Origin of the sequence: Longinema margulisiae (assembly GCF_025266855.1) — a bacterium.
GTDB lineage: Bacteria > Spirochaetota > Brevinematia > Brevinematales > Thermospiraceae > Thermospira.
This window is the reverse complement of the sequence record NZ_CP053071.1, coordinates 455,030-474,927: the sequence shown is the minus strand read 5'-3', so window position 1 is coordinate 474,927 and position 19,898 is coordinate 455,030. Positions and strand designations below refer to the sequence as shown.

Below are 19,898 nucleotides of genomic sequence, written 5' to 3'. Positions count from 1 at the left end.
TCCTCCGCACCATGCCCCCCATGTATACCGTTATTCCTCTTTTTCCTCTACCATATAGTTGGGTGCCTCTTTGGTAATAATGACATCGTGGGGGTGGGATTCTCGTAGAGATGCACTTGAGATGCGGACAAAGCGGGTTTTGGTTTGGAACTCAGGAATAGTGGCACATCCACAATACCCCATCGCCGACCTCAGCCCTCCAATGAGCTGATAAACCACATCCTTGACATCACCCTTGTATGGCACCCTTCCTTCAATTCCTTCGGGCACAAGTTTCTCTGGTTCGTACTCATCCTGAAAATAGCGAGACTTTGATCCCTCAATCATAGCCCCTAAAGAACCCATTCCACGGTAGGATTTATAACGTCTTCCCTTGTAGATGACAAACTCTCCTGGACTTTCTGTGGTTCCGGCAAGGAGATTCCCGATCATCACAACATCAGCCCCTGCCGCAATGGCCTTGGCTATGTCCCCGGAGAATTTGATTCCTCCATCAGCAATGAGAGGGATACCAGCGGGTTTGGTGACTTTTGCCACATCTAAAATGGCACTGATCTGGGGAACCCCAACCCCTGCGACAACACGGGTGGTACAAATAGAACCTGGACCAATGCCTACCTTGACGGCGTGAGCCCCGGCATCGATGAGGGCTTTGGCAGCCTCTGCTGTGGCAATGTTTCCTGCAATGAGAGCCTGGGAAGGATAAAGCGAATGGACCTTTTTGACCATCTCGATCACCTTCTGGGAGTGGCCATGGGCTGTATCAACTACAATGACATCTACCCCGGCTTCGATGAGTTTGGCCACTCGTTCCAGTTCGGCCTCTCCTGTACCTACAGCCGCCCCCACGCGGAGTCTTCCGCTTTCGTCTTTGGTGGCGTAGGTGTGTTCAATGATACGGGTGATATCCTTGAGGGTGATGAGTCCCAAAAGAGAATTAGCCCTGTTGACTAAGGGGAGTTTTTCCACCCGGTTTTTGCGCATGATCTCCCCCGCTTTTTTGAGGTCAACGTCCTGAGTTTTTTCGGCTTCGTAAACCACGAGCTTTTCTCGTGGGGTCATGACCTCACTTACAGGGATGTTCTTGGCCTTTTCATCGTAAAACTCAAGGTCTCGTTTGGTGATAATGCCTCTGAGTTTATTCTCTCCATCGACAACAGGAATACCGGAAATCTTCTCCTGTCGCATAAGGGTACGGACCCTTTCGATGGTCTCATGATGCCCAATCGTGATGGGATTTTCGATGATAATATTTTCAAAGCGTTTGACCTTCCGGACCTCTTCTGCTTGTTTGGCCGGGGTGAGGTTTCTATGAATAACCCCAATACCCCCTAATTGGGCGATGGCAATAGCCATGTTCGCATCCGTGACCGTATCCATGGCAGCAGACATGATAGGGATATGAAGACGAATATCCTTTGTAAGTGAGGTGGTGGTAGAAACATGAGCAGGTACAACCTCAGAGTAGTTGGGAACGATCAGCACATCATCAAAGGTGAGGCCTATGTCGTCGAAATAAAACTTTTTTTCCATGAACTTCCCCTTACAATCCCAATACCTCTTCAATTGTATATCGCCCCGCTGGCTTGCCGGCAAGAAACTTGGCGGCTCTCACGGCTCCACGGGCAAAGGTTTCTCGGGAGGAGGCGCGATGGGTGATCTCGAGTCGTTCTCCTATGCCGCAAAAACTGACGGTATGATCACCAACAATATCTCCTCCACGGATCGCATGCACTCCGATCTGACTTTGAGGACGTTCTCCTGTGATACCAGATCGGCCATAAACCACATCAGAAGTCTGATATACTTCTTTGAGAACCTCCAGGAGTTTGATGGCTGTTCCACTGGGAGCGTCTTTTTTCAGTCGGTGATGAGCCTCAATGATCTCCACATCAAAACCCGTCGAGAGAACCTTGGCAGCAAGACGGACAAGGGAGGCCATCAGAGTGATGCCGACACTGAAGTTGGGAGCCCACAGAACGGGTATGGTCTGGCTTGCTTTCTCCAAAAGAGAAAAGTGTTCTTGTTGGAGTCCTGTGGTACCCACCACAAAAGCTTTGCCTTTGGCTACGGCTATCTCAAGGTGGGACTTGAGTGCCTCCGGTGTGGTGAAATCAATGAAGACATCGCAGGATGTAATGTCTGAAGGATCAGAAGAGAGACGAACATTCAGGTTTCCTACGCCTGCTACTGTGCCAGCATCCTGACCTAAAAGAGAACAGGACGCAGATTCCAAAGCCCCGGTGAGACGACAATCGGGATCCTGACTGATAACCTGAATAAGAGTGCGCCCCATTCTTCCTGCCGCACCCATAATAGTTATCTCAACCATCACAACCTCTCTTTTTCCTTTTGCATATTATAGGCAAGAAAGCAAAATAAATCAAGTAAAAGAAGTGTCGTTCCACATAGGAATGTCGTTCCACATAGGAACCAGGAAACTGAACACCTCCCCGTCAGATTCGTAGGCCTTAGACTAACCGGGGGGATACTATGAGAGAGGGTGGTAGCGGAAGGGGCTCTTATCATATTTCAGCTTCGAGGAGAGGTTTCGGGGGTGTTCGGTGGTGGGTTGTGTGTTGAAGGGATAGGGCTCTCACCCTATTTCAGCAAAAGTCCCGCCTGCCATCCACTTTTTTCAAAAAAATTGGGGTAAATCAATACACAAAAAAAGAGATAAAAAACCATTCTTTTAAAAAAAGAGAGAGCATAAACTACAAAGGAAGATTCTCCTCAGGTGTTTTCTTCTTCTGTTCAGGTCAGGGGCTACGCCTCTGTCCCGCTTTTTCTGGTTACAAGGATGCATTCGTTTTTCCTCACAATGGAAGGATTTTTTACCATGATAGAAAAGATTTTTATACTCTTTTCTTTCTCTATAACTTTTTTGAACCCATGACACGGATGTACAAAGGTTTTGATCCTTTTACTCTCCTTCTCAACCCAAAGGAGCTTATCGACCCATAAACTGCACCAGGGTAATCAGCCCAGAAATAAAACCACCCACCGCCACTATCAACCACTGCATAAAGGCAAAGCGCTTTTCAATATGTTCAAATCGTTTATCCATCTGTTCAAATCGTTTATCCATCTGTTCAAATCGCTTCTCCATCTGTTCAAAGCGCTTGTCCATCTGTTCTAATACCATCGCTATATCAGACTTCGTCGCCTGTTCGGCTTTGATCTCCTGAATATGAGATTCAAGATCCTCAATGGCTTTTCTCGCCTTTTCCTCTCCAATTGTCTCTCGAAGAGCATCATAAAGATTGAGTAATAAAGCCATAAAAAACTCCTACATAAAATTCGCTTTATAATAAAACACCGGTCTGGCAGGAAGACGAATATTTCCTGGGCCAGAAGAGCCCTCAAAGGAGTCTGTCTCCTGCCTCCCGTACTCATCATAAGTTGATTGGGCCAAGAAGCCCTTGTCATAATGGAGTTTTGAGTGGGAGGACCTGCCAGAAACCACAAAATCCCATAAGGAGGAAGCCATATGCTTCACACCCCAACCCTTTTCGTCGGTATCGACGTCGCCAAAAAGGATTTCTTCGTCTGTGTCCTTGACCACCAGCGGCAGGTCCTTCACTCGTCTGCCCTCCCCATGGAGAGAGAGGGCTTCGACAAACTCCTTGCCCTTCTCTCGGTTTACCCAAAGGAGAGTCTGGTCGTCGGTCTTGAATCCACCGGCGGTTATCACCACCATCTTTTCAGGTTCCTGACCTCTCAGAGTTTCCGCACTTTCGTGCTTAACCCACTTCAGACACGAACATTCTCCAGACTCTCCCTTCGAAAAACCAAAACTGACTCCATCGATGCTCATCACATCGCTCTTTTTCTCCTCTCCCAGTATCATTCCCTCGAAAAACCCTTCCGGCATCCATGTCCAGAACTCCGTAGCCTCACCCGTTACCGTGAAAAAGTCGTTACCCTCATCGCTATGGTAAAAAACCTCCTCGAGGACGCCATTTTCGACTGTTTTCCGGAAATCCTCAAGTACACCACAGGTTACCCCAAAAGCCTCCTTTCTCTCCTCCTGGCTTTCCCCAGCGCTAACGCCATCCAGAAGGCCTCTGAAAGTTCCCTCGAGGCCTTCTTCCCACCAAACAAACGGGGCAGAAAATCCCGCCTCTCCATCACTAAAATCAAAGAACTCGCCTCTTCCTCCATCGCTTCTCCAGACTCCGCCGAGGAAACCGTTCTCCAGAACATTATAAGCCAGCTCTTTTTCCTCCAGGAGCACCTCGAGAAACTTGACGCTCACATCCAGTCCCTCGCCCTTCAGGCTTTTCCCACTGAAATACAGATCCTTACCTCCGTCCCTGGTATAGGTCTTGTCGGTGCCGCTACCTTCCTCGCCGAAATAGGCTCTATCAGCCGTTTTGAGAACTACAAAAAACTCATCGCTTACGCAGGTCTTGACCCCGCTATTTATCAATCCGGACAGTCCTCGACCACAGGCCATATCTCTCGACGAGGGAACCGTCACCTCAGACGTATCCTTTTTCTCCTCGCTCGCTCTGTCAGACGTTTTGTCCCCGCTTTCGGTGAGTATTTTAACCTCAAATTTGCTCAATCCCGTGTTGCTAAAAAGGCCAATCTCTGCGTGGCTCACAAACTCCTTCGCCTCCTCTACGCCATGCTCTCTCATCAAACTACCTTCGACCCCTTTCGCCTTACCTCCTTCCCTCAGGAGGTGAATTTATAATAGTTGACTCCTTTCAATCCTTCTCTATTATAGTATCGACCAGGAAAAATGTCAAATTCAACTGTTGCTATCGCTTTCTCTTGTCATTCCACAGAAGTGAAACAATCCAGAAACTTGCTTTTATGATACGCGAATAGGGAAAAGTTCGTTTTGAAAACATGGCGGCAAGATATGGCTATCACCATGTTTCAGCTTATAGGGGTGGGTGAAGTATTGTGAGAGCCGCTGGCCCACTTCTGTACGACCCTGGCCGAAACATGGTGATAGGGCCTTTTGTGGGACATGGAAAAGGTTAAACGTTTAACCTAACGGCTACTTTGCTGAAATATGGTAATAGCCACAGGGCTCTATTCTGTTTAGAGTCTGGTTAAACGTTTAACTGCGCTGTTGTTTTGCTGAAATATGGTGATAGGCCTGGGCCCTCTATCCCCATAAGGTTACCTCTGGCTGAAACATCGCCATAGCCCCCCGCCCCTGCCTGCGGTGCGGGGTGAGAGAAGCCCCCGATAGAATAGAAGCCCTGGGGTCCCCGCTTTGGCGGGGAATCGGCGAAGCAAGGTGGGCGTGTTGCTTCCGAAGACAGGAGGACGAGTCGAGTCCTTTGCACATTTGTGCAAAGGACTCAAAAAAGCCATAAAAAACAAAAAAAACAGTATAAAAGGGTGTTTTATTATGAGAGATATCTCTTTTTGAAGAAAAAAAGACAAATAGACCCCTGTAAACAGAAGAAGCGGGGTTTCAGGGGCGTAGCCCCTGACCCAGAGAGGGGAAGAAAACACCCGTGCAAGGGTGTCAATTCGTGGTCGCCCACGGAGGAAGGGCTTTCCCTGGAAAGTGGGGTTTCTCTCCCTACCCGCAAAAGCGGCCCGCACACCGTCCGAGGCGCATGCGGAGCATACGACGAGGACAAGGCCCCTTTTGCCCCGCGCGGGAGCGCTTCGTGAAAAAAGGAAGATGGGTAACAAAAAGAGCCTAAAACTGAGAGAGAAAAGATGGTTGAACAAGTATTCAGTGTTTTTGTGAAGATAACCATTCTGTATGAGTGTGGAACGACATTGTTTCTACCGGTTTTTCTTTGATATGAAATCTCTATTTGACTTTTTCTCAAAAATATGCTATACTATATGCCTCATATGTCGGGCGCTTAGCTCAGTTGGTTCAGAGCACCTGCCTTACAAGCAGGGGGTCATAGGTTCGAATCCTATAGCGCCCACATTTCTTTTTACCACTTTTTTCCTATGCCTATTTTGAATCTTCCTGCATCCCACAGGCTGAAGCCGATTTCTCCGTAAAAGAGGACATCCGCAAAATATTTTTGCCAAAAGAATGTCGCTATTTCTCTTTGAAGGTATGTTTCATAGCCAACCATCTCACACCCCAATCGAAGGTCACGGTTTTGATTCCACAGGAAAATCCCCCCATGGATGGCAAGACCATCTGCATACACTCCCTTCACGTTCCACTGCCAGAGACAGCGAAGAAACCAGAATTCCTGTTGAAGGGAGATGGAGATTTCCTGGCTGCCGTAGCCAATTTTTGCTGTCCAATCCTGGTAGCGAATTCCCCCCTCTCCGTACCAATGGGTTTCCCACGTCTGGTAATCACCTATGCAAAGCTCGCTTATCTCTCCTCTTCCTGCGAATTCTATTGTTTTTGTCTGAAGTTTTGCCCATGCTTTACTGGTCCACTTCTGGGGGGTTGTGGTACCAATTTCCCGGTAGCCATAATCATCGGCCTCTACGAGAGAGAATCCCTCCCATTGGGCATAGTCAAACGAAGTGCCAATAAACCATTCTCTGGTGAAATAGCCACTCCAGAGTCCAAGTGATGTCTTTCCCAGGACGTTTTCAGTCTCGAGACCATTCCACCATCCCGGAGAAAGGTCCTCTATTTGACCAAAACCCAGCGATACACTGATTGACCACCATACATAACCAATACACAGAAAAGCCCTGATTTGTCTGGTGTGTTCCATACAAGATATTCCTCCCCTTGTGAGGTAAATTTTTCTATCACACGACCCTGCTGGTCAAAAATGACAATCCTTGCGTTTTTCATGAGGCGAGAAAGGAAAACTAAAGATTTTCTTCGGGCCGGGTTGGGATAGACTACGAGTTGGGCAAGAGACTCTCCACCCGCCGGATAGTTCCAACCCTCTTCTTTCCAGACAAAATCCCAGCTGTATGTCCCCTGTTGATTGGTGTAGAGAAGGGTGTTTTTTCCTCCGTTTTTTACAGACAAGGCTTCAGAATGTGGTGTTCTTGTTATCAAAAGGTATCCTTGAAAGCATCCTTGATAACCTGAAAGCAAAATGGTCTTTTCATCGATTTCACTTTTGGCCACGAGGGAAAGGGACCCATCCTCTTTTTCTGGATCACTCATCACTATTTCTAAAAGCGAGTTATTGGTGGCATTCCATCTTTTCACGAGATAGGGGCCACTCCCGTTTATTTTTCCATAGGTTGGACAAAAGATTCTCCACTCAGCGATATCGTTGGGGGCGTTATGCGGGACACGCTGGAGGCTTACCTCTCCCTCCTGGCTACTGGCGGCGGGGATGTTGTCTTCCCCGTAGGAGAGAATGGCGACACGTCTTGCCCAGAGGGGGTGTCCATCATAGAGGATAACCTCGGCTTTGTTGGCTATGCCATTTTCAACACTGAGAATGCCAAGAGCCCGAGGAGAGAGAAAAGAGTTTGTCGTTGGGCCTGTTGTGTTATCAAAACGAAGTTTGAGAGAGCGGTAGGATTTTGCCTGTGAGGTGGTGTGTTCTATGTACCAGTTGGAGAAAGAAATAAACTGTTCAGTGGTATTGGCCACCTCTATCCAGTCATCATTTTCGTTAATAGTTCCTCCGCCATCCTGTCCAGTCCATCCTCCACCTGAATAGTCTTTAGCCGGGGCACTCATGATTTCGCTGATGAGTATTTTCCCGGCAAGAGGAGAGGAAAGGTTTGTGTCAAGAAAACGTATTTTGTGGCTGGTCTTGCCTGCCCTGAGAATCCATGTCGTGGCATGATGAGGGCTTCCGGAGAGCACGAGGGAGTAAGGGGAAGAACCAGAAAGGGGGTATATTTTCTGCGAAGAGGAGGGGTATTCCTCTATGAGAAACTCACTCAAGGGGGACTCACTTTCTATCCGGATCTCTACTCTTTCTCCTGTGGGAAGGACAGAGGGGGCAAGAATCCTCACTTTTTTGTTCTGTCCTGGTCTTGGAAGATCTTCTCTCCACCCATTGTCCCACACAAGGGCTTTGCCTTTTTCCTGGATGGAAGAGGGGATATCATTTGCTCGAAAGACCTCTTGCCCCTCATAAAGGAGGGCAAGAAGATGAAGCCGATTATTCCAGCTATACGTCCAGGCTGTTTTGGATTTTGGTTTGAAAAGGAGGGTGTTGGTGTCCCACGAGAGGAGTCTTCCTCCGAAGTTATAGTCTTCTGAGAGGATAACCGCCCTCTGTCCAGGAAGAAGGATCCATTCGTTGGTTTGAGCTTCTGTGCCAAACAAAAGAAAATTTCCCTGCAGAAGGGAGTTGGAAATGGTGCTGGTATCTGAACGGGGGAGTATCAGGGTGATCTTTCGCATATCAAGGGGCTGACTCTCATCGTTTTCGAGTTCGAGGTAGCGTTCTGTATCGGGAATGAAGAGATTTCCCCCATAGTACACCTCACTGATACGGAGAGAAAAAAGAGAAATCGGGCATACAAAAGAGAGAAGTAGTTTTATCATGTTTTTCATAATCGTTTCACCCAGAATTCAGCCCGTTCTTTCACCCGTCTATCTGAGAATCTCTTGTCCTCTAAAAGGGAGGTAAAGATGGCTCTCGCGGCCGTCGTGTTGGTTTGCTTTACCGCTATTCCGAATTCCACCAAGGCTATGCCCCATTCGTAGTAGAGAAGGTTTTTTGCCCATTCAGGCTGAAGAAAAAGTTGAAGTTCTGACCTTTCAAAGGCCCATAGGGCTTTTTTGAGAAATCCTTTTGCCCGATACGATCGCCCTAAGTAATACAGAGACCAGAAAGAGATTTTTCCTCTTGTGGCTTTTTCCAAGAAGAGGATAGCCTTCTCATAGTCTTCTAATTCAAAATAACAGACCCCCATGCCATAATACCAGAGGTCGTGGTATTTTTCTTCTACGACGGGAAGTCCTTGACGATAAAGGGCAAGGGCTTTTTTGTACTCTCCCATCTGGCGATACACATCGGCCAACTCTTTGGCTACCCAGGGATTTTCAGGAAAATAGCTGTAGGCTTCACTTATAACCCGGTAGGCGTTGGAGTATCGCCCTTCCTCCTGGTAGATCTGGCAAAGAAGAATATAATGAGAAGAGATGTCCGGTTCTTTCTGAATAGCTATTTGTACCATTTCTCTTGCTTGCTGGTAATTGCTGACTTTGAGGAGTTTTCTTACCTCAGAGGAGAGGGTGTCTTTTGACCAGAGAAGGGAGGGGAGCACGAGATACCACACAAGGGTTTTTGTTTTCATAGGCTTTCCCTCAATCGTTTTTTATGTCGAAGACATTGTATTTTTCCCAAGAGCTTTTTGTCAATAGGCATTTGTCACAATTTTTAGAAAAAAGGGGCTCTATCCTTGTTTCAAGTATCTTCCCATTTTTGCTGAAACAGGGTAATAGCCTTTGTGTCCCTAAAGTTGACAGTTTTTCCTCTTCTGTCTATAATAAATACGTAGAAGGGAAGTGAGGTGGTGTAAAAAATCAAAAAGGAGCCTCTATGTTTCGTGTAAAAGCTCTTCCCATAGAAGAGGCACGCTATGCTCTGCGTTATGGGGAATTTTCTGAGGACATTACCAGAGGGCCTTCGGCGGTGGTGATGAGTCAGGATTGGTGTCCTGACTGGAGGGCTCTTGAGCGCTGGTTAGAGACGTGGGCTTCAGAGGGGCGTCCCGCAGGACTGGATATAGATGTGTACCTCTACCTTTACAACAGGGGAGAGGAGTTTTATGATTTTCTTGCCCTGAAAGAAAACCGGTGGGGGAATTTTCTCATCCCTTATATCCGGTATTACTGTGGAGGAAAACTCATTGGAGAGAGTAACTATGTGACCCCTGAGGGGTTTTTGAAACGATTTGAGATACATACCTGTCAAGCCAAGGAGAGTCTATGAGATTTCGAAGGAATTCTCGCCTGATCAGTGAAATTAACATGACCCCGGTGATTGATATTGTTTTCCAGCTTTTGACCTTTTTTATGTTAACCTCTACTTTTATCAAAAGTTCAGCCATCAATGTGGATCTTCCAACAAGCAAGACGTCAGATGCCCAACCTGTACGAGAGGTCACGGTGGTGCTTTATCGAGATGGGAAGATCACCGTCAACAATCAGCCCGTGCAAAAAGAAAATCTTCGCAGTTTTGTGGCTCAGTATGCCAAGGAAGACAGCGAGCTTGTGGTGACGGTGCAGGGGGACAAGCGGGTGGATTATGGACTTCTCATTGAGGTGATGGACGCCGTGCGACAGGCAGGTGTGAAACGTTTGAGTTTGGCCACTATTTACAAAGAGGAATAGAAATGAAACCGGCACTCTCAGAACCGCTTTCGTTTCGGCAGAGTTTTTTTATCTCACTCTTTCTTCATCTTCTCCTTCTCTTGATTTTGAGCCTTTTTCTTACCCATTCGCCTTTCAAAGAGGAGCCGGTGCCTATTATTGTGACCATTGATGCCCCTGCGGCTATGGCAGAAGGAGCCCAGGCAACACCAGCCCCTCCCCCTCAAAAGGAAAAGGCCACCCCAAGGCAGGAGACAAAGCCCAAAACCACAACTACCTCCAAACAGGAAGCAGAAAAGGTTATCCAGCAGGCCAAAGAAAAAACAAAAAAAACCACCACCACGTCAAAGCCGGTAAAGTCAGCGACTCCTTCTGCTTCTGAGGAGGTCTCGTCTTCTCCTTCTTCACAGCAAGAGGAGACAGAGGATGATATTCTTGCCAAAAGTATTGAAAAAGCCCTGCAAAGTAGCGGGAAAAAGAGCACGGGAACAGCCGCCACCTCAGCTACCGGTCAACAGGGAACGGGTACAGACCCCCTTGGTGATGCCAACTGGAAGTCTCGCCCCCGTAAGACGATTTTCTTTCCCGATATTGCCTCAAAGATCAGAGAAAAGGTTGCCAATCCCCTCATGGGTTATACGGTGACGGCCAAGATTGTTTTTGATAGCCAGGGGCTTGCTGTACGGGTGGATATTGTCCGCTCCTCAGGTGATCCCCTGATTGATAGTATTTTCCTCTCTGAACTCAAAAAAATCCGTGTTGAGGCTATCACTGAGGAGAGGTTAGATGAGATTACCAAGACCTTCAAGATCAGTGTTCGTTAAATCAGAAGGTGGCGCATGGCAGTATCTGGTGTTCAGAGGCAAAAGCGGATGTTTCATCTGATACGCAAGTACTCTAATCGCAAACTCTACGACATTGCCACCCGTTCCTTTATCAAACAAGAGGATCTTCTTATGATGGTTATCGAAGGGGAAGAGGTCCGCATTGAAGATAATGACACCCATATTGATATCACTTCCCTTGAGCTTCAGAAGGCCTTTGCCCGTTTTCCCGAACTGCAAAAACTGTATATCACCAAAAGGACTGATAATGCTACCTTTTCTCCTGCAACGGTTTCCACAGAGACAGGGCTGGATATGCCTGTTTCAAGTGTAGAAGAGGGTTATACCCCCGCCGAGATTCGACTCTTGTATAAATCGCTTGAGTATCTTTCGGCTTCCCTACGGATTTTGGCCACAGAACCTGTGTACAATGCCGAATTGCATGCCGACCTGGTGGAGAGTTTTCTTGCTATAGAAAAGCGACTGAGAAAACTCAAGAAAAAACACAAGCTAATATAGAATGGAGATACGGTTAGCCCGTCCGGACGAGATACCTTTCCTCGTCGAGATGTGTCGATGGTTCACCACCTCGCCTTTTCAGTTTGACGATCGGTTAGAAGGGATTGCCGGGGGATTTGAACCGGCTTTTGGAAGGGAGATGCTCCGTTCCCCTTCAACGGTGACCTATGTGGCCAGAGACGGGGAGATTGTGGGATTTATTGCCTTTCACCCCCTCTCACCGATCTCTGAGTATGCGGGTAAGCGTATTGGGAATATTCTTTTGTTGGTGGTGAAACCAGAACATCAGGGAAAAGGCATTGGGAAAACTCTGGTGAAGAAGGCCCTTCATCATCTGAGAAACCTCCAGATAGAATTGGTGACGGTGGGGACAGATCTCTACAATATTCCTGCTTTGCAGGTATATACCTCGCAGGGATTTTTTCCACGGTTAGTGTGGCATATCTTTCGGTTTTATTATGATAGGGAGTTTTCTCTTTCTCCTTTGGTGAGGCCACTGAGTCTTCAGGAGATTTCTCCTTTTGTTCCCTACTTCTCCCGTCCCTTGTCTCTCTTGAAAGACAAAATCCTGAATCGTGAGGCTCTCCGGACTTATCTTGTGGACAAATGGAAAAACCAAATAGCTCAGGGCAAGATCTTTTGTCTTGGGTATTGTCCCAATGATACCCCTGTGGCGCTTCTCACCGTTCAGCAGGATAGCCTTGCGGAAAAAACCCTTCAAACCCCAAAACCGGTGTACAAGATTCTTGATCTTCTTCTTTTGCCCCAGGCGGAGAGAGAGACGCTTATCACCCTTTTGCGGGATGTGAGTGCCCGTTTTCCGGCAAGCTTAGTGGAGATATGGATAGATGCTGAGCAGAATGATACTATTCAGGTGGTGGAGGAAGCTGGTTTTCGTTTGGCCTATAGTGGGATCACCCTGCATGCTCTTCTTGAGAGGTGAACAAGAAGACAGTGGGGAAAGATACAGCAAAGAGAAAGGCTATGACCTTATTTCAGCAAAGGGTGTCGTGAGCTGAAACAGGGTAAGAGCGAAGATCCTTAGCGGTGGATTTTGAGATACGCTTCATAACAGAATACGAAGAGAAAGGCCTATCCGCATACCGCGAAGGACAAGGCGTGTTTCCCATGTTTTTTCTTTTGGCTCTAAGGCTCCGGAAAGAAATTCAGACCAGTGGAGCGTGATTGTTTTGTCTTTTTCAAAATCCATCCATCCAGCTAGAATACCAAGGCTTACTCGTTTCCATTGATAGCGGACATCGGTAGAGACCCCCCATCCCAAGAGATGTCCATCTTTTGTGCTTGTAGAGACCACGAGAGGTTCACCGCCTTCGAGAGTACGGATGTACTCTCTTGCCACCTGTTCCCGGAGTTCTAAGGCAAAAAGATATCCCCATCCACCATGGAGGGAAAAAGAGCTTTGCCATTTTCCTTTCTGGTATTGCCATCCAGCAGAAGTGGTGATTCCTATCATATCTCCAGAAAACATTCCCCAGACGGTATTTCCCCCTTCTACTCCAATGCCAAAGAGCCGATAGTAGATACCACCCCCCTCTACAAAAAAACCATGGGGGAGTCGTACCTCCTGGGAGAGAGAAAACTCTAAAGAAGGGAGTCCACCCTCAGGAAAAAAGAGGCACCCTTCCCCTCCAAGGGAAAGACCGTAAAGTCCAGAGAGAAGAAATATCCCTCCAATTTTCCATAGACGCTTCATTTTTCTTGTCCTCTCAAGAGTATTTCTCCTACGAAGAGTCCAAAAAGACCATAGCCCACTCCACCCACAATAGCAAGAGCCTGGGAGATACTCTCATGCCAGAAAGAGAAGAGAATACCTTGCAGAATAACCCCAGCAAGGATACTCAGACTGTAAAAAAGGCTTTTGCGGACCGTATAAAAACTCACAAGAAAGGAAATAAGGGCATAGGGAATAAAACAAAAGGTATAGAGGACGAGAGAACGCTCAAGTCCTGGATAACTCCCCCCTAACAGGGTATGGGAAATAAAAAGCCGGAAAATCCAGACCATGCCAGTATATCCCACTAAGATACCAAACAAAATAACAAGTCCCCAGAAGGTGAGGCTTTGGGATTTTTCTTTTTGTTTGGCCATGACCGGCAAAAAAACCGTCGTAAAGGCCGACGCCACAAAAAATGAGGCCCGGGCAATGAGGCCAGCCATCGCGTAGGAACCCACCACCTTCTGGTCCTGAAAAAAAGATCGAACCAGCAAAATATCAAACGAAGACAGCACCACATAAGCCCCACCGGAGAGCATACTCACCACTAACATACGCCAGAAGTGGTCTGGTGGTCTGAAACGCTCACCTGCGAGACTTCGGTACCACGGCCAGAGAGAGAGGGCAAATACCCCCGAAGAGAGAAGAAGGGGAACCAGATAGGCAAACATCACCCCAAAGGCTGTACGTAACCACCATCCCAACCCTATGCCAAGGACAAGTTTGAGAAGCGTGGCTATCAATGTCATCCAGAAAAGAACTCCAAACTCATGGTGAAACTGGAGAAGCGTGTAGAGAAAAATCTGGATATAGTTGGCAAATACGGTGAGAAAAAGAAGAACCAGAAGGGTCTGGTCAGGAAGATGAAGCCACCTTTGCCAAAGAGGCAGGGAAAGCCAGAGAAGCATCTCTATGCTGACCAACAGTTTCATGAGATTGATGAAAAGAAACCGGATAAAAGACCGAAGTCCTTGTGGATGATGGGAAAACATTTCCCCTAATGATTGGTTCATAAAGAGCTGGAGACCCATCACAGGAACAGAGAGGATGGAAAAGAGCGAGCCCATGAGGGGACTGAGAATTCCATACTCGGCAGGTCCAATGAGTCTTCCCACTACCATATTGAAGACAAAATTCATCCCCCCCGTGAGGAAGGTGGCCATGGTCATCAGTCCCGTATATCCAACAATCTCTTTTCTGCTGAGCGTTTTCATAACACTTCCACACTGGAGAGAAAGTTTCCATCTAAAAGCTGAACGGCACCACTTTCAAAGCGGATCATGACCCGGTTTCCTATAATTTTAACCACCTCTCCTTCTCCAAGGAGTCGGTGGCGTATTTTCACCCCTGGCTTAAGATCCTCAAAGGTGGCTGGTTTGCCGGCAGAAGAAGGTGTTTTTTTTACAGACGAAGATGTCCTCTCAGTAGAGGAAGAAAAATTTCTTTTCTCCCATCCTGCGGACGCGTTGTTTTGGGTCATACGGCTGTACGATGAGGTTGGTTTTTCTTCTTTCACACATTCCTTTGGAATATACTCGAGATAGGGAGAGGCTACCACGCCAACAGTTTCGCCAAAGGCATATCTTTTTGATGGGACACAGAGGAAAAGCCTTTCTTTGGCCCGGGTGACAGCCACGTAAAAGAGGCGTTTTTCTTCGTTTTCTCCCCAGGGGGTTTCAGCGCTTCGACTGAGGGGAATGAGCCCGTCAACCACTCCAAGTACAAAAACCACTCGAAACTCAAGACCCTTGGCATTGTGAATGGTCATCAGGGTGACGTGATCGGTGTCTTTGATGTTTTCTTCAGTACTATTGAGAATGGCGTAGTTGAGAAAATCCACAACCGTACTTCCTGGGTTGGCGTCTTCAAACACTCTTGCCGCATCAACAAGAGCCTGGATATTTTCCCAGCGTTCTGTTTCGTCCTGTTTTTTCCAGTACTCTTCAAGGGGAATGAGGTTAAGCAGGATACGAAGAAATGTTGAAGGGAGTACCACATCAATCTGTTCTCTGAGTTCGGAAAGCCCGGAGGCAAGCTCCTGAAGGATCTTGGCTTTTGCTCCTATTCCCGGGATGAGAGAAGCTTGCTTCATAGCACTCAAAAGGTCACAACGGTTTTCCTGAGCGTAGGCAAGAAGTTTCTCTACCGTGGCTTCACCTATTCCCCGCGAGGGGACATCGATGAGTCTTTCAAAGGCAAGGACATTGAGAGGATTGGCCAAAAAGGCTAAATAGGCAAGCACATCCTTCACTTCCTTTCTTTCAAAGAAGCGAAGGCTTCCCACGATGTGGTAGGGGATCTCATGCTTGATAAGAAGGTCTTCAATGGTTCCAGACTGGGCATTGATCCGGTAGAAGATGGCCATATCCCGGTAGGCATACCCGGAACGTTTGAGACTTTTGATCTTTTCTACCACCTCTTCATAGAGGGAGCGTTCCTCCGCTCCATACATAATCACGATAGGAGGACCATCTTCATTTTCAGTCCAGAGGGTCTTGCCCATTCGGTCGTCTATGGCCTGGGCAATGCTGTTGGCCGCCTTGATGATTGTCCCTGTAGAACGGTAGTTCTGTTCCAGTTTGATGATTGTGGCGTGGAATTGTTCTTCAAAGAGGCGCATGTTGGTGACACGTGCTCCCCGCCAGCCGTAGATGGACTGGTCGTCGTCTCCCACGATCAGGATATTTTTGTGCTTTTGGGCAAGAAGAGAGACAATATCATACTGCAAGCGATTGGTGTCCTGGAATTCATCCACCATGATATATTGCCAGAGATTTTGATAATACGCAAGCACTTCAGGGAAGTCTCTGAGAATGAGATAGGTGTTGACTAACAGATCGCTATAGTCCATGAGTTGGGTTTCTTTTAGCTTGGCTTCATAACGGTCGTATATATCCTCTAAAAAATCTTTTTCTTCATAAGAACGGACACGCTTGCCGGCTACTTCGCTTATGGGTTTGAGTTCTTCTTTGGCTTTGGAAATGAGGGAAAGGAGGGTTTCTGGTTTGTGAAGTTTGGAAAACTCTGAGTAGTTGGGAATCTCTTTGAGTATTTTGCGGATAATTTTGAGAGCGTCATCGTCGTCGATGGCTTCCCATTGCTTTTCGTATCCAAGAAGGTGAGCGTATTCCCTGAGAATACGGTATCCCATGGAGTGGAATGTTCGTATCCAGAGGCCGGAACCGCTGAGGTGAGTGAGCTTTTCTATTCGCTCTTTCATCTCATTGGCGGCCTTGTTGGTAAAGGTAACCGCTAAAATACTCTTGGGTTCAATATGTTTTGTTTTGAGAAGATAGGCAAAGCGATGGGTGATAACCCGGGTTTTTCCGGAGCCGGGTCCGGCCAAGATGAGATACGGTCCATCGGTTGCTGTTACCGCTTCTCTTTGCTTGTCGTTAAGTGGTTGAAGAATAGGGTCCATACTTTCCTCGTGTAAAAAAGATACTCATATTGTGGAGAAAAAGGGGGATTTTTTCAAGTTTTGGGGTGGAGAGTATAGGGGGGATTTGTTTTCTTATTTATCAACTGTAATGAACCTCCAATATCTAGAGCGAGTTCCCTCTCTTTTTCTTGACATCCTTTTTGATTTCCCTTATAATACATAGACAAAATTGCGAGGAGGCTACCTTTGGCAGTTCATATTCGTTTGACACGCATGGGAAAGGCTAAACAGCCCTATTATCGTATCGTGGTTGTGGACAGTCGTGCACCAAGAGACGGGGCATATATTGAAAGTCTTGGATATTATCATCCCACAGAGGAGGGAAAGACCTCTCTTGATCTCGCCCGGTATGAAGAGTGGATTCGCAAAGGGGCTATTCCCACCGATGTGGTAAAAAATCTCGCCAAGAAGGCCAAGAGGGCATAACAGGTGGCATATACACCACTGGTTTTGATAGGACGTTTCACCAAACCGTATGGACTCAAAGGGCATATCAAGGTCCAGTGGTATGTGGATGAGATAAACGACCTTGGTGCTTTTGAGCGCTTTTTTATCGAAGACCGAAAGGTCCCCGGTGGGTATAGAGAGGTTTCTTTTGTGGAAATCCGGGAGTACCAGAAGGCCTACGTTGCCAAGGTGACAGGTATGGATGATAGGACAGCGGTGGAGTCCTTAGTTGGGAAGGCCATCTATGTCCGAGAAGAGGATTTTCCTCCCTTGCCGGAGGGAGAGTACTATATCAAAGACATCCTTGGTTGTGAGGTGAGGTACCAGGGAAGTGTTTTTGGTGTGGTGGAAAACTTCTTTGAAGTAGGGCAGAAGACGCTTTTTGTGATAAAAATGACAGGCGGAAAGAGCCTTGCTGTGCCGTACGAGCCGCGCTATTTTGTGCGGGTGGATGTAGCCGCAAAACAGATTGAGGCAGAGCATCTTTCCGAACTTTTGTAGATGCGTTTTGATGTAGTGACCATATTTCCCGAGGTGGTGGAGCCATACCTCCAGAAGGGAATCCTTCGGCGGGCCATAGAGGAAAAAAGAATCTCTGTTTGTGTCCATCAGCTTCGGGAGTTTTCGCCCCTGAAGGGTGGGCGAGTAGATGCCCCTATTGTAGGGCATGGAAAGGGGATGCTGTTTCGACCAGAACCTCTTTCTGAGGCGGTGAGACGCATCAAAGGTCCAGAAGGACAGGTGGTGCTTCTTTCTCCTCAGGGGGAGAGGTTCACAGCCGGGATAGCGAGGGAGTTGGCTCGTGTTCCCCAGTTAGTGTTGGTCTCAGCAAGGTATGAGGGAGTGGATACTCGTTTTGTCCACCGGTATGTGGATAGAGAAATTTCCATTGGGGATTTTGTCCTGATGGGAGGAGAACTCCCCGCCCTCTGTGTGATTGAGGCGGTGACACGGTTCGTAGGAGAGGTACTGGAAACCGAGGCTGTTGAGGGAGAGAGTTTTGAATCGGGCCTTTTGGAGTACGACCATTATACCGAGCCAGCGGAGTTTGAAGGCATAGGTATTCCAGAGGTGCTGAAGAGTGGCAACCATCAGAGGGTTTCCGCGTGGCGTTATGAGAATGCGGTGGCCAAGACCTACCGAAGGCGTCCGGACCTCTTTGCTGAGTATATGCCGCCATTGCCAGAAGCGGGAACGCTACGGCGACTTCGCAAGAGAAACGAAATGATGCGAAAGTTTTTGAATGTGATACAAAAAACGGTAAAGGAGTGGAAAGATGGCAGAGAACACGAAAGCGAATAAACTCGAATTGAAGCAGAAGCGTGCTGAAGCGAGGAAGGCAAGAGAAGAGGCTATAGCCGCCAAGTTGGCTGCTCTTCCCAAGAAGAACCGTCTTGATGAGGTAGAGAAAGCCCTTCTTGCAGAGCAAAACAATACTGATAAGTTCCCTGTGTTCAATGTAGGGGATACGGTGCGAGTCCATGTCAAGATCAAAGAAGGAGACAAGGAACGTATTCAGCCCTATGAAGGGGTGGTGATGATGTTCCAGAATGCTGGGCCCAGACGGAGTTTCACCGTTCGTCGTGTGAGTTATGGCGTGGCCATAGAGAGGGTTTTCCCCTTCCATTCTCCTTATATTGCCAAGGTGGAAGTGGTACGCCGTGGGCGTGTTCGTCGGGCTAAACTTACCTATCTTCGTGGTCGATTTGGTCGTTCGGCTGTTCTCGAGGAGAAGGTATAACCTATGGGACGCTGCCCTCGTGATGTGGATCTTTTCGTTCATGAGAGAGATCTGCAGGCGAAAGGGTATCGTTATATTGCTGGTATAGATGAGGCTGGTCGTGGACCACTGGCTGGCCCTGTGGTAGCGGCTGCTGTGATTTTTGATGTAGGCCATCTGCCACACCTTCCTGATGTGTATGATTCCAAAGCGCTGACACCCCGTCAGCGCTTTGTGCTTTTTGAGAAAATCTCTGAAGGTGCGTTAGCTATCGGAGTGGGGATAGTTGACAACAGAGAGATCGATCGGCTCAATATCTACAGGGCGACGCAGGTAGCTATGGTTCAGGCCCTTCAAAAGGCAGGGCATCACTATGAGGCTGTTCTGGTAGATGCTATGCCTCTTTCCCTTGAATGTCCTGTTTTCTCCATTGTGAAAGGGGATCAACGCTCATTTTTCATTGCGGCGGCCTCTATTATTGCCAAAGTAGAAAGAGACAGGATCATGGACAAACTTCATGAGGAGTATCCCTATTATGGCTGGAATGAGAATAGAGGATACCCTACGAAAAAACATCGAGAGGCTATTGTTCAGTATGGCCTTTCTCCTTATCACCGACTGAGTTTTGATTGTTATGGGCAAGACAATCCGGGCAGATGCCAACCAGATAGAAAACATGTTGACTAACAAGATAAGGTTTTTGGAAGACCTCTTCAGGGAGGGGGCATTTCTGAAGAGGGAAAAAGCGATGGCAGGCTTCACAATGAAAAAAGTGACTATGATGGTGAGTTGAAAGGAAGTAGGTTTGAGTGCCACTTTTCGAACAGGGGAGAACAAAGCTTTCTACCAGGCCTTCTTTCTGGAGGTACTCAAGAGCCCGATAGATAGAGGTTTTGTGAACATCGGGGAAATGGTCGTGAATGTCCTGAACACAGAGGGGATAAGCACTCTCCTTTTCAAGGAGGTGGATAATCTCCTTTCTCAGAGTAGAAAATCGTTTTCGCATA

The 19,898-nt window shown here is 47.5% G+C and carries 22 protein-coding genes and 1 tRNA gene; 12 read left to right on the top strand and 11 right to left on the bottom strand.

The genetic code is table 11. The features are described 5' to 3' along the window. Positions 1 to 30 precede the first annotated feature (30 nt). The 4 genes from guaB to BREVNS_RS02180 all read right to left on the bottom strand — a co-directional run bounded on the left by guaB (position 31) and on the right by BREVNS_RS02180 (position 3,490). Positions 31 to 1,533 carry an IMP dehydrogenase gene (guaB, locus tag BREVNS_RS02195; RefSeq protein ID WP_483427430.1) on the bottom strand — a complete coding sequence of 501 codons (1,503 nt, stop codon included), beginning with the start codon at positions 1,531 to 1,533 and terminating at the stop codon, positions 31 to 33. A 10-nt stretch (positions 1,534 to 1,543) separates the two neighbouring features. After that, positions 1,544 to 2,332: a 4-hydroxy-tetrahydrodipicolinate reductase gene (gene dapB, locus BREVNS_RS02190; RefSeq protein WP_483427429.1), complete on the bottom strand. Its 789-nt coding sequence runs from the start codon at positions 2,330 to 2,332 to the stop codon at positions 1,544 to 1,546. 618 nt (positions 2,333 to 2,950) lie between these two features. Continuing rightward, a complete protein-coding gene (locus BREVNS_RS02185; protein ID WP_483427428.1) occupies positions 2,951 to 3,280 on the bottom strand; it encodes a hypothetical protein in 330 nt (109 codons plus the stop codon). Between the two features lie 9 nt (positions 3,281 to 3,289). Beyond that, positions 3,290 to 3,490 carry a hypothetical protein gene (locus tag BREVNS_RS02180; RefSeq protein WP_483427427.1) on the bottom strand — a complete coding sequence of 67 codons (201 nt, stop codon included), beginning with the start codon at positions 3,488 to 3,490 and terminating at the stop codon, positions 3,290 to 3,292. Here BREVNS_RS02180 and BREVNS_RS02175 point away from each other — a divergent pair, their 5' ends adjacent. Both BREVNS_RS02175 and BREVNS_RS02170 read left to right on the top strand, forming a co-directional pair. Next, positions 3,491 to 4,702 (top strand): IS110 family RNA-guided transposase, encoded by a 1,212-nt coding sequence (locus tag BREVNS_RS02175; RefSeq protein WP_483427426.1) that lies wholly within the window; start codon positions 3,491 to 3,493, stop codon positions 4,700 to 4,702. Between the two features lie 1,138 nt (positions 4,703 to 5,840). Continuing rightward, a tRNA-Val gene (locus BREVNS_RS02170) sits at positions 5,841 to 5,915 on the top strand. Positions 5,916 to 5,924: 9 nt separating this feature from the next. On the opposite strand, the gene BREVNS_RS02165 is transcribed toward BREVNS_RS02170, so the two are convergent. From BREVNS_RS02165 to BREVNS_RS02155, 3 genes are read right to left on the bottom strand one after another with little or no spacing between them, the layout of a single operon-like run. Then, the gene (locus BREVNS_RS02165) at positions 5,925 to 6,677 is read right to left on the bottom strand and encodes a hypothetical protein (RefSeq protein ID WP_483427425.1); all 753 of its coding nucleotides are present in this window, start codon (positions 6,675 to 6,677) and stop codon (positions 5,925 to 5,927) included. After that, a complete protein-coding gene (locus BREVNS_RS02160) occupies positions 6,590 to 8,440 on the bottom strand; it encodes a T9SS type A sorting domain-containing protein (protein ID WP_483427424.1) in 1,851 nt (616 codons plus the stop codon). Before BREVNS_RS02160 ends, BREVNS_RS02165 begins: the two co-directional genes overlap by 88 nt. After that, complete coding sequence (locus tag BREVNS_RS02155; protein ID WP_483427423.1) at positions 8,437 to 9,186, bottom strand: tetratricopeptide repeat protein; 750 nt, start codon at positions 9,184 to 9,186, stop codon at positions 8,437 to 8,439. Before BREVNS_RS02155 ends, BREVNS_RS02160 begins: the two co-directional genes overlap by 4 nt. A gap of 245 nt (positions 9,187 to 9,431) precedes the next feature. On the opposite strand from BREVNS_RS02155, the gene BREVNS_RS02150 reads away from it, so the two are divergent. From BREVNS_RS02150 to BREVNS_RS02130, 5 genes are read left to right on the top strand one after another with little or no spacing between them, the layout of a single operon-like run. Then, complete coding sequence (locus BREVNS_RS02150) at positions 9,432 to 9,824, top strand: hypothetical protein (RefSeq protein WP_483427422.1); 393 nt, start codon at positions 9,432 to 9,434, stop codon at positions 9,822 to 9,824. Then, positions 9,821 to 10,225, top strand: a complete 405-nt coding sequence (locus BREVNS_RS02145; protein WP_483427421.1) for an ExbD/TolR family protein — start codon at positions 9,821 to 9,823, stop codon at positions 10,223 to 10,225. The genes BREVNS_RS02150 and BREVNS_RS02145 overlap by 4 nt, the downstream gene beginning before the upstream one ends. A gap of 2 nt (positions 10,226 to 10,227) precedes the next feature. Continuing rightward, a complete protein-coding gene (locus tag BREVNS_RS02140; RefSeq protein WP_483427420.1) occupies positions 10,228 to 11,028 on the top strand; it encodes a hypothetical protein in 801 nt (266 codons plus the stop codon). 15 nt (positions 11,029 to 11,043) lie between these two features. Continuing rightward, positions 11,044 to 11,547 carry a polyhydroxyalkanoate synthesis regulator DNA-binding domain-containing protein gene (locus BREVNS_RS02135; RefSeq protein ID WP_483427419.1) on the top strand — a complete coding sequence of 168 codons (504 nt, stop codon included), beginning with the start codon at positions 11,044 to 11,046 and terminating at the stop codon, positions 11,545 to 11,547. Position 11,548: 1 nt separating this feature from the next. Then, on the top strand, positions 11,549 to 12,490 hold the full coding sequence (locus BREVNS_RS02130; protein ID WP_483427418.1) for an N-acetyltransferase family protein: 942 nt from the start codon (positions 11,549 to 11,551) through the stop codon (positions 12,488 to 12,490). 123 nt (positions 12,491 to 12,613) lie between these two features. On the opposite strand, the gene BREVNS_RS02125 is transcribed toward BREVNS_RS02130, so the two are convergent. From BREVNS_RS02125 to BREVNS_RS02115, 3 genes are read right to left on the bottom strand one after another with little or no spacing between them, the layout of a single operon-like run. Beyond that, the gene (locus tag BREVNS_RS02125; protein WP_483427417.1) at positions 12,614 to 13,261 is read right to left on the bottom strand and encodes a hypothetical protein; all 648 of its coding nucleotides are present in this window, start codon (positions 13,259 to 13,261) and stop codon (positions 12,614 to 12,616) included. Further along, on the bottom strand, positions 13,258 to 14,496 hold the full coding sequence (locus BREVNS_RS02120) for a lipopolysaccharide biosynthesis protein (RefSeq protein ID WP_483427416.1): 1,239 nt from the start codon (positions 14,494 to 14,496) through the stop codon (positions 13,258 to 13,260). The genes BREVNS_RS02125 and BREVNS_RS02120 overlap by 4 nt, the downstream gene beginning before the upstream one ends. Further along, positions 14,493 to 16,703: an ATP-dependent helicase gene (locus BREVNS_RS02115; protein ID WP_483427415.1), complete on the bottom strand. Its 2,211-nt coding sequence runs from the start codon at positions 16,701 to 16,703 to the stop codon at positions 14,493 to 14,495. The genes BREVNS_RS02120 and BREVNS_RS02115 overlap by 4 nt, the downstream gene beginning before the upstream one ends. A gap of 207 nt (positions 16,704 to 16,910) precedes the next feature. Here BREVNS_RS02115 and rpsP point away from each other — a divergent pair, with 207 nt between their 5' ends. The 5 genes from rpsP to BREVNS_RS02090 all read left to right on the top strand — a co-directional run bounded on the left by rpsP (position 16,911) and on the right by BREVNS_RS02090 (position 19,578). After that, positions 16,911 to 17,150: a 30S ribosomal protein S16 gene (gene rpsP / locus BREVNS_RS02110; RefSeq protein WP_483427414.1), complete on the top strand. Its 240-nt coding sequence runs from the start codon at positions 16,911 to 16,913 to the stop codon at positions 17,148 to 17,150. A gap of 3 nt (positions 17,151 to 17,153) precedes the next feature. Continuing rightward, positions 17,154 to 17,672 carry a ribosome maturation factor RimM gene (gene rimM, locus BREVNS_RS02105; RefSeq protein WP_483427413.1) on the top strand — a complete coding sequence of 173 codons (519 nt, stop codon included), beginning with the start codon at positions 17,154 to 17,156 and terminating at the stop codon, positions 17,670 to 17,672. Beyond that, positions 17,673 to 18,473 (top strand): tRNA (guanosine(37)-N1)-methyltransferase TrmD, encoded by an 801-nt coding sequence (gene trmD / locus BREVNS_RS02100; RefSeq protein WP_483427412.1) that lies wholly within the window; start codon positions 17,673 to 17,675, stop codon positions 18,471 to 18,473. It begins immediately after the preceding gene. Between the two features lie 64 nt (positions 18,474 to 18,537). Continuing rightward, positions 18,538 to 18,912, top strand: a complete 375-nt coding sequence (rplS, locus tag BREVNS_RS02095; RefSeq protein WP_483428058.1) for a 50S ribosomal protein L19 — start codon at positions 18,538 to 18,540, stop codon at positions 18,910 to 18,912. A gap of 3 nt (positions 18,913 to 18,915) precedes the next feature. Beyond that, on the top strand, positions 18,916 to 19,578 hold the full coding sequence (locus BREVNS_RS02090; RefSeq protein ID WP_483427411.1) for a ribonuclease HII: 663 nt from the start codon (positions 18,916 to 18,918) through the stop codon (positions 19,576 to 19,578). Here the strand turns inward: BREVNS_RS02090 and BREVNS_RS02085 are convergent. Continuing rightward, on the bottom strand, positions 19,475 to 19,897 hold the full coding sequence (locus BREVNS_RS02085) for a transcriptional repressor (protein WP_483427410.1): 423 nt from the start codon (positions 19,895 to 19,897) through the stop codon (positions 19,475 to 19,477). The two genes, BREVNS_RS02090 and BREVNS_RS02085, sit on opposite strands and share 104 nt — an antisense overlap. Position 19,898 lies beyond the last annotated feature (1 nt).

What these genes read in the sequence shown, in the direction of transcription:
- guaB (WP_483427430.1), bottom strand. Translation starts at nt 1,533, where the DNA reads ATGGAAAAAAAGTTTTATTTCGACGACATAGGCCTCACCTTTGATGAT.
- dapB (WP_483427429.1), bottom strand. Translation starts at nt 2,332, where the DNA reads ATGGTTGAGATAACTATTATGGGTGCGGCAGGAAGAATGGGGCGCACT.
- BREVNS_RS02185 (WP_483427428.1), bottom strand. Translation starts at nt 3,280, where the DNA reads ATGGCTTTATTACTCAATCTTTATGATGCTCTTCGAGAGACAATTGGA.
- BREVNS_RS02180 (WP_483427427.1), bottom strand. Translation starts at nt 3,490, where the DNA reads ATGGCTTCCTCCTTATGGGATTTTGTGGTTTCTGGCAGGTCCTCCCAC.
- BREVNS_RS02175 (WP_483427426.1), top strand. Translation starts at nt 3,491, where the DNA reads ATGCTTCACACCCCAACCCTTTTCGTCGGTATCGACGTCGCCAAAAAG.
- BREVNS_RS02165 (WP_483427425.1), bottom strand. Translation starts at nt 6,677, where the DNA reads ATGGAACACACCAGACAAATCAGGGCTTTTCTGTGTATTGGTTATGTA.
- BREVNS_RS02160 (WP_483427424.1), bottom strand. Translation starts at nt 8,440, where the DNA reads ATGAAAAACATGATAAAACTACTTCTCTCTTTTGTATGCCCGATTTCT.
- BREVNS_RS02155 (WP_483427423.1), bottom strand. Translation starts at nt 9,186, where the DNA reads ATGAAAACAAAAACCCTTGTGTGGTATCTCGTGCTCCCCTCCCTTCTC.
- BREVNS_RS02150 (WP_483427422.1), top strand. Translation starts at nt 9,432, where the DNA reads ATGTTTCGTGTAAAAGCTCTTCCCATAGAAGAGGCACGCTATGCTCTG.
- BREVNS_RS02145 (WP_483427421.1), top strand. Translation starts at nt 9,821, where the DNA reads ATGAGATTTCGAAGGAATTCTCGCCTGATCAGTGAAATTAACATGACC.
- BREVNS_RS02140 (WP_483427420.1), top strand. Translation starts at nt 10,228, where the DNA reads ATGAAACCGGCACTCTCAGAACCGCTTTCGTTTCGGCAGAGTTTTTTT.
- BREVNS_RS02135 (WP_483427419.1), top strand. Translation starts at nt 11,044, where the DNA reads ATGGCAGTATCTGGTGTTCAGAGGCAAAAGCGGATGTTTCATCTGATA.
- BREVNS_RS02130 (WP_483427418.1), top strand. Translation starts at nt 11,549, where the DNA reads ATGGAGATACGGTTAGCCCGTCCGGACGAGATACCTTTCCTCGTCGAG.
- BREVNS_RS02125 (WP_483427417.1), bottom strand. Translation starts at nt 13,261, where the DNA reads ATGAAGCGTCTATGGAAAATTGGAGGGATATTTCTTCTCTCTGGACTT.
- BREVNS_RS02120 (WP_483427416.1), bottom strand. Translation starts at nt 14,496, where the DNA reads ATGAAAACGCTCAGCAGAAAAGAGATTGTTGGATATACGGGACTGATG.
- BREVNS_RS02115 (WP_483427415.1), bottom strand. Translation starts at nt 16,703, where the DNA reads ATGGACCCTATTCTTCAACCACTTAACGACAAGCAAAGAGAAGCGGTA.
- trmD (WP_483427412.1), top strand. Translation starts at nt 17,673, where the DNA reads ATGCGTTTTGATGTAGTGACCATATTTCCCGAGGTGGTGGAGCCATAC.
- BREVNS_RS02090 (WP_483427411.1), top strand. Translation starts at nt 18,916, where the DNA reads ATGGGACGCTGCCCTCGTGATGTGGATCTTTTCGTTCATGAGAGAGAT.
- BREVNS_RS02085 (WP_483427410.1), bottom strand. Translation starts at nt 19,897, where the DNA reads ATGCGAAAACGATTTTCTACTCTGAGAAAGGAGATTATCCACCTCCTT.